Genomic DNA, 16,792 nt, shown 5'->3' on the forward strand with positions numbered 1-16,792 from the left:
GAGGGGTCCGCACCCCCAAGGGCGAGGCTGCCGGCGACGGCGGCGGAGCGCCACCCTGGACGTGCCGTCCGACCAGTGCACCCGGGGGGAAACGGATGCGCCGCACCGTCACCACGTTCTGCCTTCTTCTCTGCGCCCTGTTCCTGCAGGCCGTGTCCGCGGGCCCGGCCGCCGCGCACACCGGCCTGCTGTCGAGCGAGCCCGCGGCGGGACAGGTGCTGCCGGGCCTGCCGCCCAAGATCGCGCTGACGTTCCGGCAGCCGGTGACCGCGGGCGCCGACGCGGTGCGCGTGTTCGACGACCACATGCGCCGGGTGGACCTCGGCGGCCACCCCGACGACCGGCGGCGCCGGACCCTGCGGACCGCCCTGCCCGGGAGCCTGCGCGCGGGCACCTACTCCGTCGCCTGGCAGGTGACGTCGGCCGACGGCCACCCCGTGGCGGGCGCCTACCGGTTCTCGATCGGCGCGGCCACCCACGTCGTGGGCACCGTTCCCCCGCTCGCCGGCGCGGACGCCGCCTGGGTCGGCCGGCTCCTCGGGGCGGCCCGGGCGGCCGGCTACGCCGGACTCGCCCTGGGGCCGGGCGTGCTGCTGGTCGCGCTGTGGCTGTGGCCCGCCGGGCTGCGCGACCGCAGGACCCGCGCCCTGGTGTGGTGCGGGGTCGGTCTGCTCGCGGCCGGCACGCTCGCGGCCCTGGCCGTCGACACCGTCTGGGCCGACGGCCGGCCACTGGCCGAGGCCTGGTCCGGCACGCACGCCCACCCGTACTCGGCGACGGCCGACGTGGCCTACGCGGTGCGCTTCTACTCCCTGCTGGCGCTCGGCGCCGCGACCGCGCTGGCCACCGCGACGGCCGGGAGGGACCGGCCCGCCGGGCCACTGCTCTGGGCGACGACGGCCGCGACCGCCGTGCTCTGGGCCACCTGGCCGCCGACCGGGCACGCCGTCGACGGCCGGTACGCGCCGCTCGCCCTGGCCGCCGATCTCGTCCACCTGGCCGCCATGACGCTCTGGCTGGGCGGCCTCGCGCTGATCGCGGCCGTCCTGTCGCGCCCCGCCCACCTGGACGGACTGATCGCCGTGCTGCCCCGGTTCTCGCGGCTGGCGTTCACCGCCGTCGTCGCCCTCGTCGTCACGGGGACCGGCCAGGCCTGGCGGGAGGTGGGCTCCGCCGGGCATCTCCTCGACACCCGGTTCGGCCGCCTGCTGCTGCTGAAGTCGGCCGGGGTCGCCGTGGTCGTCGCGCTCGGCGGCACGGCCCGCCGCTGGGTCCACCGCCACACCACCCGCCCGGCACTCCTTCCTCCGCCGACGGGCGGGGAGGCGGGCACGACACCCACCCGCACCGCACCGGCCCCGCCCGCGCGGCCGGACGCCGCTCTCGTGCGGACTCTCAGACGTGGCCTGCTGGCCGAGCTGCTCGTCGCGGCCGCCGTGCTGGCCGTCACCGCGGCCCTGGTCACGACCGCTCCACCCGTGTGACCACATCCGGCAGGCCGTCCGGCCGCCCCGTCCCCGTACCGCTCCCGCGTCGCACGCACACCCGCCGGGACCCCCGAGAGGAACCGATCCATGAAGCTGCTTCCCCCGGCCCGGACGGCCGTGGCCCTGATCACCGCGGGACTGCTGCTGGCGACGGCGGCCCCCGCCCGGGCCCATGTCCACGTGCACGCCGAGCAGGCGGTGGCCCCGGGCGCGACGGACGTGCGCATGACGTTCCACGTGCCGAACGAGAAGGACTCCGCGCGGACCGTCGGCGTACGGATCGAGGCACCGCAGGGCGTGCGCGGAGTGCGCGCGGAACGGGTGAAGGGATGGACCGCCGAGCCGGCCGCCGCGGGCGACGCGGGCAGGACCGTCGGCTGGTCCGGCGGGGCGATCGGCGGCGAGGACGGGGTCGACTTCGTCGTCCACGTCGACCGCGTGCCCACCGGGGTGTCGGAGCTGGCCTTCGTGGCGCGTCAGGAGTACGACGACGGCGAGGTCGTCACCTGGGACCAGGAGACGGTGGCGGGACAGGCCGAACCCGAGCACCCCGCGCCCGTGCTGAGTCTGGCCGGGGCACCGGCCGCCGACGCGGCGGCGCACGCCCCGGCCGGCCCGGACGCCGCGTGGACGGCGGCCGTCGTCTGCGGCGCGTTGCTGCTCCTGGCGGCCGCGGGGGTCCCGGTGGCGCGGGCCGCGGCACGTCGCCGCGCTGTCGTACCGCGTTGAGGCGGCCCCGGTACGCGGGCCTTCGGGGCCCTGGGCGGCGCGGGCCGGACCGGGGACTCGGCGCGGCCGCTTCTCGACGGAGGTGACGGCGGATTCCAGGGGGCAGGCGCCCGGCGTGCGCCGGTGATGCCCGGCTCCGGCCCGGTGAGCCCGGCTCCGGCCCGGTGAGGCGGTCCACGGCGTCGACGGGCGGGCGCCTCGTTGTGGCCAGTGTCACGAACCTCGCCGGTACCGCCCGCGCGGACGGCTCGCCATAATGCATCGGAATGCCCTGACCTGCGCATACGCGGGCCGGGAGTCGGGTTTCGAAGGCGCCCCGCGTCGCCGTCCCCACTGCTATAGTCATTTCCGATCGATCTCGATCGCAGGATTGTTACTCCCTATGGACGCCATCGTCGTCGCCTCGTGCGACGCCGCGGAGGCGCCCATCTGAGGGAGGCAAGGCCTGGGCGGCGCCGTGTGCGCCTCCCGGGCCTTTTTTGTTGCCTCGGTCCTGTGCGTGAGAGGTCGTGGACCGGTGCAGTATCGCAAGAAGCAGGGATGCAGCATGAACACACCCACATCCGGGACGCTCGCGGAGAAGATTCTCCGCGGCGTCGGCGGACCCGAGAACGTCGAGAGCCTCACGCACTGCGCGACGCGGCTGCGCTTCCAGCTCCATGACGGCAAGAAGGTCGACCAGTCCGCGCTCGACGCCCTCGACGGCGTCATGGGCACGGTGCCCCAGTCCGGCGACCGCTTCCAGATCGTGATCGGCGGAGCCGTCGCGGGCGTCCACTCGGACATCATGAACCTGCCGGAGATGACCAGCGCCGGCAAGGCACTCCCGAAGTCCGACGCCGACGTCAAGGCCGAGGCCCGCGCCAAGGGCCGCGGCCGCTACGCCTGGCTCGACAACTTCTTCGAGTACCTCTCGGACTCGTTCCGCCCGCTCCTGGGCGTGCTGCTCGGCGCCTCGCTGATCATCGCGATCGCCTCCATGCTCGACGCCTTCGGCATCGTCGACTTCCGCTCCGCGGACAAGTCCGCCAGCTGGGTCTTCGTCGACTCGATGTGGCGCTCGGTGCTGTACTTCCTGCCGATCATGGTCGCCTACAACGCGGCCAAGAAGCTGAAGATCGACCCCTGGGTCGGCGCCACGGTGATGGCCGCGGTCATGACCCCGAACTTCACCGGCATGATCGGGTCCAAGACCCCCGGCGTCGAGACCCACACCAACGCGACGCTCGGCACCACGGAGTCCGTGGCGCACGTCTTCGGGCTGCCGATGCAGCTCAACGACTACGGCGGCCAGGTGTTCGTGCCGCTGCTGATGGTCGCCCTGCTCGCGCTGGTCTACAGGGGCCTGAAGCGGATCTTCCCCGAGAACGTGCAGATGGTGTTCGTGCCGTTCTTCAGCATGCTGATCATGATCCCGATGACCGCCTTCCTCATCGGTCCCATGGGCATCTGGGCCGGCAACGGCCTCGGCACGGGTCTGTCCTGGCTGAACGGCAACGCCCCGATCGTCTTCGCGATCGTCATCCCGATGCTGTACCCCTTCCTGGTGCCGCTGGGTCTGCACTGGCCGCTGAACGCGCTCATGCTCGTCAACATCAACACCCTCGGGTACGACTTCATCCAGGGCCCCATGGGCACGTGGAACTTCGCCTGCTTCGGTGCCACCGCCGGTGTCCTGCTGCTGTCGATCCGTCACCGTGAGAAGGACATGCGCCAGACCGCCACCGGCGCGCTGGCCGCGGGTCTGCTCGGCGGCATCTCCGAGCCCTCGCTGTACGGCATCCACCTGCGCTTCAAGCGGATCTACCCGCGCATGCTCGTGGGCTGCCTCGTCGGCGGTGTGATCATCGGCGTCCTGGGCGGCGTGAACACCAAGGCCTTCGCCTTCACCTCGCTGCTGACCATCCCGGTCTTCGACCCGATGATCAAGTACATCATCGCGATCTCGGCCGCCTTCTTCACCTCGATGGCGCTCGTGTACTTCTCCGACTACCGCACCAAGGAGGAGCGCGTCGAGGCCAACGCCGAGCGTGACGCGGCCGAGGCCGCCGCCCGCGGTGAGGTCGGCATCCCCGCCCAGGCCGCGGCGGCCGACGACCGTGAGCTCGTCGCCGTCGGTGCCACGGCTGCCGCCACCACCGCCGGTACCACTGCCGCCACCACCGCCGGTTCCACCGGCACGGCCGGCGCCCCCGCAGCCGGCAAGGGCCTCGAGGTCGCGGCACCGGTCGCGGGCCGTGTGGTCGGCCTCGGTGAGGTCGAGGACCCGGTCTTCGCCTCCCGCGCGCTCGGCGAGGGCGTGGGCATCGAGCCCACCGAGGGCCGTGTCGTCGCCCCGGTCGCCGGTGAGCTGGTCACCGTCGCCAACACGGGCCACGCCTTCGGCATCCGCACCGAGGACGGCGTCGAGGTGCTCATCCACGTCGGCATCGACACGGTGCAGATGAAGGGCGAAGGGTTCGACGTGCGCGTCGAGTCCGGTCAGAAGGTCTCCGTCGGTGACCTCCTCGCCGAGGTCGACCTCGACGCCGTGCGCGCCGCGAAGCACCCGACCGTCACCCTCGTGACCGTCCTCAACACCGCGGACATGGGCTCGGTCGAGCCGCACACCGGGCAGGACGTCGTCGCGGGCGCCCCTGTGGTGACCGTACGGCGGTGACGACCCGCTCTCGATCAGGCGCGCGCACGCTTCCCGGGAAGGGGGGCGTGCGCGCGTCGCGTCGGTTGGGGAGAGGATGGACACGGACAGAGAACAGAGAGGAGGGCCGGCGATGAAGGCCATGCGCGTGCTCAACAACAACGTGGTCCTCGCACGCGAGGAGAACGGCCGCCCGGTCATCCTCACCGGGCGCGGCATAGGCTTCGGCTCCCAGCAGGGCAAGCCCGTCGACACCACGCTGGTCGAGCGCGTCTTCGTCCCGGCCGACGACCGCGATCACGCACCCGGCTCCGACGCCGACTGTCTGGCCGATGCCCTCGCCCTCATCAGCGAGGAGGTCCTGCAGGCCGTCGTGACCGCCCTCGGCGACGTCGGCATCGAGGGGCGCGAGTCCACTCGTCCCACCCTCGCCATCGCCATCGCCGATCATGTCGCCGGCGCGCTGGATCGGGCCGCGCAAGGCATCGTCATCGAGTACCCGCTGCGTCCCGAGGTGCAGACCCTCTACGCCGCGGAGTACGCCCAGGCGCAGCTCCTGCTGGCGGCCATCAACAAGTACGTGACCCCGCAGCTGGAGGCCTCCGAGGCGACCGCGCTCGCGCTGCACCTGGTCAACGCGGGCTTCGTCTCGGGCGACCTGTCCTTCACGTACACGATGACCGGGGTCATCCAGCAGATGCTCGCCGTCGTGCGGGAGCGCTACGGGGTGGACGTCTCCCACGAGTCCATGAACGTGGCCCGGTTCATCACCCACGTGCGCTACCTCTTCGTGCGGATCCAGCAGCACCAGCAGCTGACGGGCCAGGAGACCACGATCGGCAAGGGCATCCGCGAGCACTACCCGGAGGCGACCCACACCGCGCAGCAACTGGCGACGATCGTCGAACTGCGTCTGGGGCGGCGCCTGAGCGAGGACGAGGTCTCCTACCTGGCGCTCCACGTGGCCCGCATGACCATGGAGGCCGACGCCGAGGCCGCGTGAGCCCCGGTCGGCATTCGCGCCTTCCCCCTCCCCGGGCGGTACGGCCGGGGAGAGGAAGGGCTGGCGTCGGCCACGGGGCCACCGGTCGGGTACCCGACCGATGTCGGCCGGGGCCTGGAGGCGCTGTCGTGGCGCCGGTCGCGAGAGGTCACCCGGCGGCGGACAGGCGACGGCGGAGTTCCTCCTCCGGGACGTCCTCCACGTGGGTCAGGAACACCCACATGTGACCCGAGGGGTCCTTGAGGATGACGGTGCGGTCCCCGTGGAACATGTCCGTCGGCGGCTGGAGGATCTCGGCTCCGGCCGCCTCCGCGCGCTCCGCCAGGCTGTCGACGTCCGGCACGAAGACGTGCAGCGCGACGGACGTGCCCCCGCCGAGCGAGGCCGGCGCGGCGAAGGAGCCGGCCTCCGCCTCTTCCAGGCTCGTGTCACCCAGCATCAGCGCCGACCGCCCGACGGTGATCTCGGCGTGCAGAACGCCACCGCCCGGACCGTCGATCCTGAAGTCCTCACGGGCGCCGAACGCCCGCTGGTAGAAGTCGATCGCCGCAGCGGCGTCGTCGACCATGATGTGCGGGACCACGGCATAGCGGTAACGGTCGGGGATCTCGACGTCGGCTGCGAGCTCGGCCATGACGAACCTCCTTGAACGGCACCGCTGGTCTGTTCCCGCGGCTCTGGGACGAACCTAGAAACTCAAGTTTGGTTGAGGTCAAGCGCCGACGGCCGGGCCGCCCTCCCTGCCCCGCGGCAGGCCGAGGTCCCGACCTGCTCCCGTCCCGCACGGATGACTCCGTCCGCCCGGTACTCCTCCCGTGGCCGGCGGTGCGTCGGCCCCGATCCAGGGGGCGCGGACGGTCGTCAGGAGCATCGGCCGCCATGACGGGCGGGCGTCGTCGGCCGCTCCCGGTGCTGGTCGATCTCCGCCCAGACGGTCTTGCCGGAGGGCGGGCGGGGGTCCGTGCCCCAGCGGTCGGCCAGTGCGTCGACGAGGAGGAGGCCACGACCCGACTCGGCGTCCGCGGCTCGTTCCGGAGGGATCGCCGGACGGCACTCGCCCCGGGTGTCGCTCACCGCGATGCGCAGGGTCCTGGCCGCGTCGTCCAGCGTCAGCGCCAGCAGGAAGTCGCGCCCCTGGACGCGGCCGTGCAGCGCCGCGTTCGACGCCAGCTCCGCGACGACGTGTTCCGCCCGCTCGACGACTCCGGGTGGCATCTCCCAGGCGGTCAGACGCTCCATGGCCAGGAGGCGGGCGAGACGGGCGCCTCGACGCGTGGAGGAGAGCTGCTGGGCGAACGTGCCGACGGTGTCGGTGAACTGGGGAGTTGCGGCGTTCATGGGGCCACGGTGGCGGGCGTGCGGGCGTGTGCACCAGGGGCGCGGCCCGTACGCTGCGTCAGCGTACGGGCACGTTCGGTGGACAGTACGTGGATCCCGTCGTCACTCTGGGTGCTGTCGATCGCGGGGATGCAGCACGGTACGTACGCACCTGGAGGTGGCCGCGTATGACGGACAGCAGTGACGGGACGGCGTGCGACGGGGAGCGCGAGCCCGGCCCCTCCGACAGTCTGCGGACCTTCGGGGCCGTCGTCCAGGCCCTGCGCGAGCACGCCGGACTCAGCAGGGCGGACTTCGGGGCGCGGGTCCGGTTCTCCAGGCACACCGTGGAGTCGGTGGAGTTGGGACGGCGTATGCCCGACGAGTCGTTCGTGGAACGGGCGGAGGAGGCGCTGGGGAACACGGGGGCCTTGCGGAAGGCCGCAGGGCATCTGACGCGGGGGGAGGCGGGGTTGGCGACCTGGTTCCGGCGGTGGGCCCGGCTGGAGAAGGTGGCGGTGAGTCTGTGCACGTACGAGTGCCGGCTGGTGCCGGGGCTGTTGCAGTCGGAGGGGTATGCGCGGGCGGTGTTCGAGGGGACGATTCCGGTGGTTACCGACGAGGTGCTGGAGACCTTGCTCGCTGTTCGGTTGGAAAGGCAGCGGATGCTGTGCGAGCGACCCACCGTGCCATTCAGCTTCATCGTCGAGGAGCATGTGTTCCGGAGAGGGTTCGGGAACGTGGAGCAGATGCGGGCGTTGCTTGACCACGTACTGGAACGCAGCGCACCGCGCAACGTGACGCTCCAAGTCGTCCCGTTGCGCGCAGGGTTGCATGCGTGTCTGGATGGCCCCGTGCAGCTACTTGAGACACCGGAGCGCCGACGGCTCGCCTACTCGGAAGGGCAGCAAAACGGACGTCTGATCTCCGACCCGAAAGGTGTGAGTCTGCTCTACCAGCGCTATGACAAACTGCGCTCGCAGGCCTTGAACCCCGAAGAGTCGCGGGGCCTGCTGGAGAGACTGCGAGGAGAGCTATGAGTGCGACCGAACTCGCCTGGTTCAAGTCCAGCTACAGCGGAAGCCAGGGCGACAGTTGTGTGGAGATCGCCCTCACCGAACACGCCGTCCACGTGCGGGACTCCAAGGACGTGACCCGCCCTGACCTCGCCGTCGGACAGGCCGGATGGGCGCGCTTCGTGACGTTCGTGACGGAAGGCTGAGGGTCGAACCCGCGGAGCACGCTTCGCGAACCGGGCCGTCGTGCACATACTGCGATAAACTGATCCAAGAGTGTCCGGACCCGTCGATACTCAGCGGCCATCCCGTTCTGAAGGTGCGGGACGGTGGCCGACGTCCGCCCGATCGGCAGCACCTGCCCGATCGGTAGGAAATCCACTCCAACACCCCCTGGGAACCGTCGACTTCCGCGTGTCCGTGTTCCCCCTAGGTCGTTCTCATGGACCTCAACACCATCACCGAAGTGATCCGGCGGCCCTCCGAGCGGCCGGGCGCGGACTGGCGTGAGGGTGACGCGTGGCTCGCGGGGGGAACGTGGCTCTATTCCGTGGAGCAGCCGGACCTGCGACGGCTGGTCGACCTGACGGCGCTGCCCTGGGAACCCCTCGTCCCGACGGACGACGGCCTGGAGATCGGCGCCACCTGCACCGTTCGCGACCTGTACGCCTTCCCCCGGCCCGAGCGCTGGACCGCCGGGATCCTCTTCCGGAAGAGCTGTGAGGCGTTCCTGTCCTCCTTCAAGGTCTGGAACGCGGCGACCGTCGGCGGCAACATCTGCATGTCCCTGCCCGCCGGCCCGATGATCACGCTGACGGTCGCGCTGGAGGCGCGGTACGAACTGTGGGCGCCCGACGGCTCCGTGCGCTTCGTCGACGCCCTCGACTTCGTCACCGGCGACCACCGCAACGTCCTCGCGCCCGGGGAGATCCTGAGGCGCGTCACCGTTCCGGAGCGCGCGCTGCGCGGACGCACCGCGCACCGCCGCTTCACGCTGACCCGCCTCGGCCGTTCGACGGTGTTCCTCGTCGGCACGCAACGGCCCGGCGGGAACGACCTGTTGCTCACGATCACCGCCGGGACCACACGGCCGGTCCGCATCGCCTTCGACTCCCTGCCCGACGCCCGTACCCTGCGGGGGAGCGTCGACGCCGTGCCGGCCGACGTCTGGTTCGACGATCCCAACGGGACCCCCGACCACCGACGGCATCTGGCACGGCACTTCGCCGAGGAGATCCGCCGCGAACTCACGGCCGGTGACCTGGCATGAACCACCTCGTGAACGGCAGGGAGTTCGACCGGGAACCGGCCCCCGGCCAGTGCCTGCGCACCTTCCTGCGCGAACTGGGCCATTTCGGCGTCAAGAAGGGGTGCGACGCGGGCGACTGCGGCGCCTGCACGGTGTGGCTGGACGGCTCCCCGGTGCACAGCTGCATCACCCCCGCGTTCCGCGCGGACGGCCATGAGGTGACCACGATCGAGGGCCTCGGACGGCCCGGCGCCCCGCACCCCGTGCAGCGGCGGTTCGAGGACGCCCCGGGGTTCCAGTGCGGTTTCTGCACCGCGGGGATGATCATGACGTCGGCGACCTTCACCGAGGAGCAGAAGGCCGACCTGCCACGGGCGTTGAAGGGCAACCTCTGCCGCTGCACCGGGTACCGGGCGATCGAGGACGCCGTGAAGGGCGTCGGCGCGGTGGAGACGGCGCCACCGGGCAAGGCCGTCGGGACGAGTACCGGCGCACCCGCGGGCCACGACGTGGTGACGGGGCACGCCGAGTTCACCATGGACACCCGCATGGAGGGCATGCTGCACCTCAAGGTGCTCCACTCGCCCCACGCGCACGCCCGGATCCTCTCCGTCGACAAGAGCGCCGCCCTCGCGGTGCCCGGCGTGCACCGGGTCTACACCTGGCAGGACGTGCCCCGCAGACGCTTCACCACGGCGCTCCACACCGACCACCTGGTCGACCCGGACGACACCGTCATCCTCGACGACACGGTGCGCTTCACCGGCCAGCGCGTCGCCGCGGTCCTGGCCGACACGGTCGGGGCGGCAGAGGAGGGCTGCCGGCGTCTCGCGGTCGAGTACGAGGTGCTGCCGGCGGTGTTCGACCCCGACGCGGCGATGACCGACGAGGCGCCCCAACTGCACGGCTCGCACGATCCGTTCGTCCGCGACCCGGCCCACAACATCCTGCTCGAACTCCACTCGCACATCGGCGACGTCGACGCGGGGTTCGCGGCGGCCGACGTGATCCACGAGGGCACGTACTCCTCACCGCGGGTGCAGCACGCGCATCTGGAGACCCACGGGTCGATCGCCTGGGTGGAGGACGGCCGGCTGAACGTCCGCACCAGTTCGCAGTCGCCGTCGATCGCCAAGGTCAAACTGGAGTACCTCTTCGCGCTGAGGCCCGACCAGGTGAGGGTGTTCTGCAAACGCGTCGGCGGCGGGTTCGGCGGCAAACAGGAGATGATCACGGAGGACCTGGCGGCGCTCGCCGCCCTGGACACCGGACGGCCCGCCTGCCTCGAGTTCACCCGCGAGGAGGAGTTCACCACGGCCTCGCCGCGGCATCCGATGACCCTGACGGTCAGACTCGGCGCGAAGGCCGACGGAACGCTCACCGCCTTCCAGGTCCGCAACGTGTCGAACACCGGGGCCTACGGCAACCACGGCGGCGAGACCCTGTACGCGGGCGGAGCCGCCGTCATGATCTACCGCTGCCCGAACAAGCAGTACGACGCGTACTCCGTCTACACGAACACCGTGCCGAGCGGGGCGCTGCGCGGCTACGGGATGACGCAGCCGGCGTTCGCGGTGGAGTCGGCGATGGACGAACTGGCCCGCGCCCTGCACCTCGACCCGTTGGAACTGCGCCGGCGCAACATCGTGCGGCCGGGCGAGCCCCTGGTCGCCCTGCACGACGGCCCCGACGACGTGATCTTCACCGAGGACGGACTCGCCACGTGCATCGACCTGGTGGGCGACGCCCTGGCCCGTACGGCCGGTCGGCCGCCCCCCGGGCCGGAGTGGTTCGTCGGAGTCGGCACGGCGAGTTCCCTGCACGAGACCGCGCCCCCGACGGAACACCTCTCGGAGGCCTGGGTCACGCTCGGCGACGACCTCGTCTACGAACTGGCCGTCGGAACGGTCGAGTTCGGGGAGGGAACCTCCACGGCCCATGTCCAGATCGCGGCCGACCAACTGGGCACGACGCCGTCGCGGATCCGTCTGGTGCAGTCCGACACCGACCGCACGGGATTCGACACCGGCGCCTTCGCGAGCGCGGGCCTCTTCGTGGCGGGCAACGCGGTCCTGCGCGCGGCCAACGCCGTGCGCGACCGCGTCCTGGAGTTCGCCGCGGCGCACACGGGCGTCCACGTCGTGATGTGCGCGATGGACGACGACGGTGTCGTCTGCGGGGACCGGCGGGTGCCGCTGGCCGAACTCGTCGCGCTGGCCCGAAGGCGCGGGATCCGCTTCCGGGCCGCGCGCAAGGCGTACGGCTCCCCCCGGAGCGTCACCTCCAACACCCAGGGGTTCCGGGTCGCCGTGCACCGCGTGACGGGCGAACTACGGATCCTGCACAGCGTGCACGCCGCGGACGCGGGAGCGGTCGTCAACCCGGCGCAGGTGCGGGGACAGATCGAGGGCGGTGTCGCCCAGGGGATCGGCTTCGCGCTGACCGAGAACCACCACGTCGACGACCGCGGCGTCATGGTCAACCCGAACCTCCGCAACTACCGCATCCCCGCCTTCGCCGACGTCCCCCGCACCGAGGTGCTCCTGGTGGGCTCGACGGACTCGGTGGGGCCCGTGCGGGCCAAGGGGATGGCCGAGTGCTGCATCAACCCGGTCGCCCCCGCGCTCGCGAACGCGGTGCACGACGCCACCGGCGTCCGCTACCGCGCGCTGCCGCTGACCCCGGAACGCATCTACGGCCGGCTCCCCACGGAGCAGTCGGTACCGGCGGGTTGAGCCACCATGAACGCCGAAGGGAACACGCCCGCCACGGCGACGGCCATCATCGGCCAGAAGGTCCTGCCCGGAAAGGAGCGGGAGTACGAGTCGTGGCAGGAGGGACTCAACGCCGCGGCCGCCGGCTACCCCGGCTTCCTCGGCGCCGAGATCTCCGCGCCGACACCGCTGCAACCCGACTGGGTCGTCGTGTACCGCTTCGACTCGGTGGCGCACCTGCAAGCGTGGATCAACAGCGGGACCAGGCAGACGCATCTCGACGCCGGTGCCCAGTACTTCGACGGCCCGGCGACCCAACAGGTGGTCAGCAGTGGTGTCCGGCCACCCGATCCGCTGGTCACCGTGGTGGTCACCCACCGCGTCCCGCCGGACCGGACCGACGACTTCCTCGACTGGCAGCGCCGCATGGTCCAGGAGGAGAGCAGGTTCGAGGGGTTCCGCGGGACGGAGCTCTTCCGCCCCGTCGAGGGGCTCCAGGAGGAATGGACCACGCTGTACCGCTACGACAACGCCGAACACCTCGACGCATGGCTGACCTCGCCCGAACGCCAGGCGATCCTCGCCGAGGGCGAGAAGTTCAGCGACTTCGGACTGCGCACGATCGACAACTCCTTCGGAAGCTGGTTCGCTTTCGAGGGCGATGACGAAGAGGCACCGCCGCCGCCCTCCGAGACCAGGACCTCCCTCGCCGTCTGGGTCGGCCTGTACCCGACCGTCGTACTGCTGTCCCTGCTCCTTGCCCCCGCGCACATGCCGTTCTGGATCAACCTGCTCGTGGGCAACCTGCTGTCGAGCTTCGTCATGAGCTTCCTGACCATGCCCTACTACGTGAACCCGCTGCTCGGGCGATGGCTGCGGCCGCCCCCGGACGAACCGGCGGCGAGGAACAACCTGCGCGGCCTCGGCATCGTCGCCGGGACGATGGTCTTCTGGGCCGTCGTCTTCTACCTCGTCACGGTCCGGGTGTGGACGCTGCCCTGACCGGCGACCGCGCGACCGCGCGAACGGCCGTCGTCCGGGAGGACCGTCCGGCCGGGAACAGGGCACACCACCGAGTCGAACGCCGTGGGACGCCTCCACGTCTTCCCAGGTCACGGCCTTGGGACATCCCTGAACGTCCCTGGGACGCCGATGACTCTGGCGCCCGTCCCGCCTCCGGTCCGACAGTCGTGATTGTTCCGGGAAAGACCCGGTTCAGGAAGGACCACGGTGAGACGTCGAGTGTGCCCCGCGGGCACCTGTGAGCGGATGTACGCGCGGCCGCACGCCGCGCTGCGTCCGGGGGTGCACAGCTACCGGGGGTTCCGGGTGACCCACGGAGAACCCCGGCAACGGCTGGTCGTTCCGCGGGGGACGGTGTCCTTGGTGGTCGGCTTCGGACCCGGGCTGGAACCGGGCGGGCCGGTGGGCGGCCACGGCGGGAAGGCGGTCCGTCCCACCGCGTCGCTGGCGACCGGTCTGCACACACGGGCCCGGCACTTCGGGCACCGGGGGGCCCTGCACGGCATCGAGGTCACTCTCGCGCCCTGGGCCGCGCACCAGCTCTTCGGCGTCTCCATGAACGATCTGGCGGACACCGTGGTCGACCCGGTCGACGTACTCGGGCGCGGTTTCCAGGAGTTGACCGAGGCACTGCGCGACACCACGGACTGGCCGGACCGTTTCGCACTGCTCGATTCGGCTCTGGCCCGCTGGACCGAGTCCGCGCGCGGGGGCAGGCCGCCCGCCGGCGAACTGCTGGAGGCCTGGGACCTCCTGGTCCGTACCGGAGGGACCATCTCCGTACGGGACCTGGCGGCGGCCACCGGCTGGAGCTGGCGCCACCTGGAGACCCTCTTCCGGCGCCAGTTCGGCCTCACCCCCAAACGCCTCGCGCGGATCGTCCGGCTCCGCCGCGCCCTGCGGCTGCTCACGACCGGGAGCACCCCCGCCGACACCGCGTACGCCTGCGGTTTCTCCGACCAGGCCCACCTCACCAACGAGTTCACCACCCTGCTCGGCATGCCGCCGCGCCGCTTCCTGGCCGCGCGCGGCACCGCATGGCGGTCGAGCCACTGGGTGGCGGGATGAACAGCCGCATATGGCAGTGAGACCGCACGACGGACGGGCCGTGGGGGAGGACGGGCGGCGGGGCGGAAGGGCGGCGGACCGGATCCGCGATTTTCTCCAATTCCCGTACGCCCGACGCTTGCGAGGGTGGTTCCACGCAGCCCGGCCGGGCTGCCCCGCGCGGTTCCGTGGACCGCAGACCCGAAGGAACGTCTCGATGAAGAAGGCTCTGGCCACCCTGGCCATCGTGGGCGCCGCCGCCTCGTCCGTGCTCGCGCTCGCCCCGGCCGCCTCGGCCGACTCATGCGCGCGCACCAACCTCACCACCGGCTACCGCACGTGGTGGAGCACCGCCTACAAGTCGTCCACCAGCGGCTGCCACGACCTCAACGTCGTCATGGCCGACGCTCCGGCGGCCTCGGCGGACTCCTACGTCGGTTTCTACGTCAACTCGTCCGGCAACTGGGCCGTCGGCACGCGCGGCTACGTGTACATCCCCGACGGGACGTACGCGGTCAACAAGTACATCCTGGTGAGCGACCTCAGTGGCGGCCGTGAGTTCGGCGTGGGCGCCCTCAACAACGCCGGCGGCGCGGTGACGATCGCGCACTGACGCACCGCGGTCGCGAACGCCGGCCGCCCGTCGTTCTCGTGCCCGTCTGTCCGGCCGCCCGTCGGGCGGCCGGACACGGGAGTTCCCACCCGTGTTCCGGAGGTACGTCGACCATGCCCCACTCCGACCAGCGCGTGCGCACCGTCCGCCGGCTGGCCCCGGTGCTGCTCCTGGGCCTCGCCCTGCCCGCACTGAGCGCGTGCGCCGGCGGCGAGGGCGACCGGCCTCCCGTGTCCGGGCACGCCGCTCCGGCGGACCGGCCCGTCACCGTGACGCACGCGATGCCGTCGGACATCACCGACGTGGTTCTTCCCGTGAGCGGTACGGACAGCCGGTGGACCCAGGGCCTCGACGCGCTCCCGCGTCAGGCCGCCGACGAGGTGACCCGCCGGTGCGTCGCGTCCCATGACGCGGCGATGCCCGCGCAGCCCCCGGTCAGCTTCATCCGCTACTCCGACGTACCCGACCTGGGCTTCATAGCCGGGCACGGCTTCAACGCCGTCCCGGTCCCCGGCGCCTCGGGCACCGCAGCCGGTTCTCCGGGCGCCGCCGCGGCCTCGGGGCCCGACGCCACGCAGCGCACGTGCCTGACCCGGGGCGCCGCCGTGGCCATCGACTTCCGGAAGGCGTACCTGCCCCTGCAGAACCAGTGGTGGCAGGCCGTCACCTCGCTGAAGTCCTCTCCCGGGGCGTCCGCCGCCTTCGGCGGGTTCAGCCGCTGCCTGGCCCGGCACAAGGTGCGGGCCAGGGACGAGAGCGCCTTCTTCGACCTCGTCGACAAGCGCCTTCAGGCAGGGGACACGAAGGGGGACCGCTCCCTGGGCGCCACGTACGCGGCCTGCATGAAGCCCGTCGAGAGCGCCCGCGTACCGCTCCGCGAGCGTCTCAGGGACAGCTTCCGCAAGGAGCACCGCGAGGAGATCGAGAAGGTGCGTACGGAACTGCCGCGCGAGATCCGGGAACTGGAGCAGCGCTACGGCATCCGCATCTCCTTCCCCGCGCCCTGAAACCGGGCCCTCGTCCCCGGGGGAGAGGGCACCTCAGTGGGAGCCGGGCACCGGCATGTGACGGGTGCACTCGCGGGCGCCGCCCTTCGGCAGGGTGCCGCAGGCCCATACGGTCATCCGGCCCGTCACCGAGACCATCGGCGAGTAGACGTCGTTGCCCCAGTGCACGGGCGTGGCGAAGCTGACGCCCGCGGAGTTGTCCGCGTCCACGATCGCGCTCTTGCTGGCGTACGTGATCCGCCCCCAGGCGGCGGCACAGGCCTTGCTGTAGCGGAGCTCGATGACCATGTTCTTGTTCCTGGTCAGTGCCAGCGTCTGGCCGTCCAGACCGCAGTTCGTGGTCACCGGGCTCTTGCCGTTGCAGCCCTCCGCCTTGCACTTCGGGGCGGGCGGCGCCGCGGAATCCGCCGCGGCGGACGGCTTGGGGGAGGCGGCGCGGGTGCCGTGAGAGTCCCCGTCGGTGGCGAGCACGGCGGCGACGGACACCGCGGCGCCGAGGAGGCACAGCGCGCCGACGAGCAGCAGCCTGCGACGGCCGGTCAGCCGCTGCCGGAGGGGCGCGGGGGCGCCGGCCTCCGTACTGTCCTCGCCGGAACGTGCTCCTGCGGAATCGTCGACCGGAACCGGAACGCTGTCGGTCCGGACTTCGTCCGTACCGGCCTCGTCCGTACGAGCCTCATCGGCCCGCTCCCAGAGGGCGAGCAGCCGCCCGGGATCCTGTTCCAGGGCCTCGGCCAGGCTTTCGACAGCCGCGCGCGGAGGGAACTGCTTGCCGTTGATCCAGCGCTCCCAGGAGGACTTCGCGTAGTGCGTACGCGCGCCCAGCCTGGCATAGCTGAGCCCCGAAGCCTGCTTGAGCGCCAGCAGTTCCGCGCGCAGCGCTTCGGCCGGGTCGTCCGGAGAAAGCCCCTGGGGAGGATGCTCGAAAGCCATCGTCCACTGCCCCACG

General features: G+C 71.7%; 15 protein-coding genes. 12 read left to right on the forward strand and 3 right to left on the reverse strand.

All coding sequences use genetic code 11. The features are described from left to right. The first annotated feature begins 95 nt into the window (after positions 1 to 95). The 4 genes from CW362_RS10460 (at position 96) to CW362_RS10475 (ending at position 5,857) form a co-directional block, all read left to right on the forward strand. Positions 96 to 1,484, forward strand: coding sequence for a copper resistance CopC/CopD family protein (locus CW362_RS10460; RefSeq protein ID WP_103549105.1), 1,389 nt, complete (start codon positions 96 to 98; stop codon positions 1,482 to 1,484). Between the two features lie 90 nt (positions 1,485 to 1,574). Further along, entirely contained in the window at positions 1,575 to 2,216 is a 642-nt protein-coding gene (locus CW362_RS10465) for a DUF1775 domain-containing protein (RefSeq protein WP_103549106.1), read from the forward strand. Between the two features lie 547 nt (positions 2,217 to 2,763). Beyond that, positions 2,764 to 4,875 carry a glucose PTS transporter subunit IIA gene (locus CW362_RS10470; RefSeq protein WP_103549107.1) on the forward strand — a complete coding sequence of 704 codons (2,112 nt, stop codon included), beginning with the start codon at positions 2,764 to 2,766 and terminating at the stop codon, positions 4,873 to 4,875. Between the two features lie 112 nt (positions 4,876 to 4,987). Then, entirely contained in the window at positions 4,988 to 5,857 is an 870-nt protein-coding gene (locus CW362_RS10475; RefSeq protein WP_103549108.1) for a PRD domain-containing protein, read from the forward strand. A gap of 148 nt (positions 5,858 to 6,005) precedes the next feature. Here the strand turns inward: CW362_RS10475 and CW362_RS10480 are convergent, their stop codons facing one another. Together CW362_RS10480 and CW362_RS10485 are read right to left on the reverse strand one after the other, a co-directional pair. Continuing rightward, a complete protein-coding gene (locus CW362_RS10480; protein WP_103549109.1) occupies positions 6,006 to 6,491 on the reverse strand; it encodes a VOC family protein in 486 nt (161 codons plus the stop codon). 227 nt (positions 6,492 to 6,718) lie between these two features. Beyond that, positions 6,719 to 7,195, reverse strand: a complete 477-nt coding sequence (locus CW362_RS10485) for an ATP-binding protein (RefSeq protein WP_103549110.1) — start codon at positions 7,193 to 7,195, stop codon at positions 6,719 to 6,721. Between the two features lie 167 nt (positions 7,196 to 7,362). Between CW362_RS10485 and CW362_RS10490 the strand changes: the two genes are divergently transcribed. The 8 genes from CW362_RS10490 (at position 7,363) to CW362_RS10525 (ending at position 15,843) form a co-directional block, all read left to right on the forward strand. Then, positions 7,363 to 8,214: a helix-turn-helix domain-containing protein gene (locus CW362_RS10490; protein WP_103549111.1), complete on the forward strand. Its 852-nt coding sequence runs from the start codon at positions 7,363 to 7,365 to the stop codon at positions 8,212 to 8,214. Further along, a complete protein-coding gene (locus tag CW362_RS10495; RefSeq protein WP_103549112.1) occupies positions 8,211 to 8,396 on the forward strand; it encodes a DUF397 domain-containing protein in 186 nt (61 codons plus the stop codon). The genes CW362_RS10490 and CW362_RS10495 overlap by 4 nt, the downstream gene beginning before the upstream one ends. 236 nt (positions 8,397 to 8,632) lie before the next feature. After that, positions 8,633 to 9,460 (forward strand): FAD binding domain-containing protein, encoded by an 828-nt coding sequence (locus CW362_RS10500; RefSeq protein ID WP_103549113.1) that lies wholly within the window; start codon positions 8,633 to 8,635, stop codon positions 9,458 to 9,460. Then, positions 9,457 to 12,174, forward strand: a complete 2,718-nt coding sequence (locus tag CW362_RS10505; protein WP_103549114.1) for a molybdopterin-dependent oxidoreductase — start codon at positions 9,457 to 9,459, stop codon at positions 12,172 to 12,174. Before CW362_RS10500 ends, CW362_RS10505 begins: the two co-directional genes overlap by 4 nt. Before the next feature lie 6 nt (positions 12,175 to 12,180). Beyond that, on the forward strand, positions 12,181 to 13,155 hold the full coding sequence (locus CW362_RS10510; RefSeq protein ID WP_103549115.1) for an antibiotic biosynthesis monooxygenase: 975 nt from the start codon (positions 12,181 to 12,183) through the stop codon (positions 13,153 to 13,155). Positions 13,156 to 13,383: 228 nt separating this feature from the next. Further along, the gene (locus CW362_RS10515; RefSeq protein ID WP_162684035.1) at positions 13,384 to 14,244 is read left to right on the forward strand and encodes a helix-turn-helix domain-containing protein; all 861 of its coding nucleotides are present in this window, start codon (positions 13,384 to 13,386) and stop codon (positions 14,242 to 14,244) included. A 196-nt stretch (positions 14,245 to 14,440) separates the two neighbouring features. Beyond that, a complete protein-coding gene (locus CW362_RS10520) occupies positions 14,441 to 14,836 on the forward strand; it encodes a hypothetical protein (protein WP_103549117.1) in 396 nt (131 codons plus the stop codon). A gap of 113 nt (positions 14,837 to 14,949) precedes the next feature. Continuing rightward, the gene (locus CW362_RS10525; protein WP_103549118.1) at positions 14,950 to 15,843 is read left to right on the forward strand and encodes a hypothetical protein; all 894 of its coding nucleotides are present in this window, start codon (positions 14,950 to 14,952) and stop codon (positions 15,841 to 15,843) included. A gap of 33 nt (positions 15,844 to 15,876) precedes the next feature. Here the strand turns inward: CW362_RS10525 and CW362_RS10530 are convergent. After that, the coding region (locus tag CW362_RS10530; RefSeq protein ID WP_206300923.1) for a DUF2690 domain-containing protein at positions 15,877 to 16,792 on the reverse strand (916 nt) is incomplete at its 5' end.

Source organism: Streptomyces populi (assembly GCF_002911015.1).
GTDB lineage: Bacteria > Actinomycetota > Actinomycetes > Streptomycetales > Streptomycetaceae > Streptomyces > Streptomyces populi.

Excerpts from the sequence above, each read along its gene's own strand:
- CW362_RS10460 (WP_103549105.1), top strand. The coding sequence starts at position 96 with ATGCGCCGCACCGTCACCACGTTCTGCCTTCTTCTCTGCGCCCTGTTC.
- CW362_RS10465 (WP_103549106.1), top strand. The coding sequence starts at position 1,575 with ATGAAGCTGCTTCCCCCGGCCCGGACGGCCGTGGCCCTGATCACCGCG.
- CW362_RS10470 (WP_103549107.1), top strand. The coding sequence starts at position 2,764 with ATGAACACACCCACATCCGGGACGCTCGCGGAGAAGATTCTCCGCGGC.
- CW362_RS10475 (WP_103549108.1), top strand. The coding sequence starts at position 4,988 with ATGAAGGCCATGCGCGTGCTCAACAACAACGTGGTCCTCGCACGCGAG.
- CW362_RS10480 (WP_103549109.1), bottom strand. The coding sequence starts at position 6,491 with ATGGCCGAGCTCGCAGCCGACGTCGAGATCCCCGACCGTTACCGCTAT.
- CW362_RS10485 (WP_103549110.1), bottom strand. The coding sequence starts at position 7,195 with ATGAACGCCGCAACTCCCCAGTTCACCGACACCGTCGGCACGTTCGCC.
- CW362_RS10490 (WP_103549111.1), top strand. The coding sequence starts at position 7,363 with ATGACGGACAGCAGTGACGGGACGGCGTGCGACGGGGAGCGCGAGCCC.
- CW362_RS10495 (WP_103549112.1), top strand. The coding sequence starts at position 8,211 with ATGAGTGCGACCGAACTCGCCTGGTTCAAGTCCAGCTACAGCGGAAGC.
- CW362_RS10500 (WP_103549113.1), top strand. The coding sequence starts at position 8,633 with ATGGACCTCAACACCATCACCGAAGTGATCCGGCGGCCCTCCGAGCGG.
- CW362_RS10505 (WP_103549114.1), top strand. The coding sequence starts at position 9,457 with ATGAACCACCTCGTGAACGGCAGGGAGTTCGACCGGGAACCGGCCCCC.
- CW362_RS10510 (WP_103549115.1), top strand. The coding sequence starts at position 12,181 with ATGAACGCCGAAGGGAACACGCCCGCCACGGCGACGGCCATCATCGGC.
- CW362_RS10520 (WP_103549117.1), top strand. The coding sequence starts at position 14,441 with ATGAAGAAGGCTCTGGCCACCCTGGCCATCGTGGGCGCCGCCGCCTCG.
- CW362_RS10525 (WP_103549118.1), top strand. The coding sequence starts at position 14,950 with ATGCCCCACTCCGACCAGCGCGTGCGCACCGTCCGCCGGCTGGCCCCG.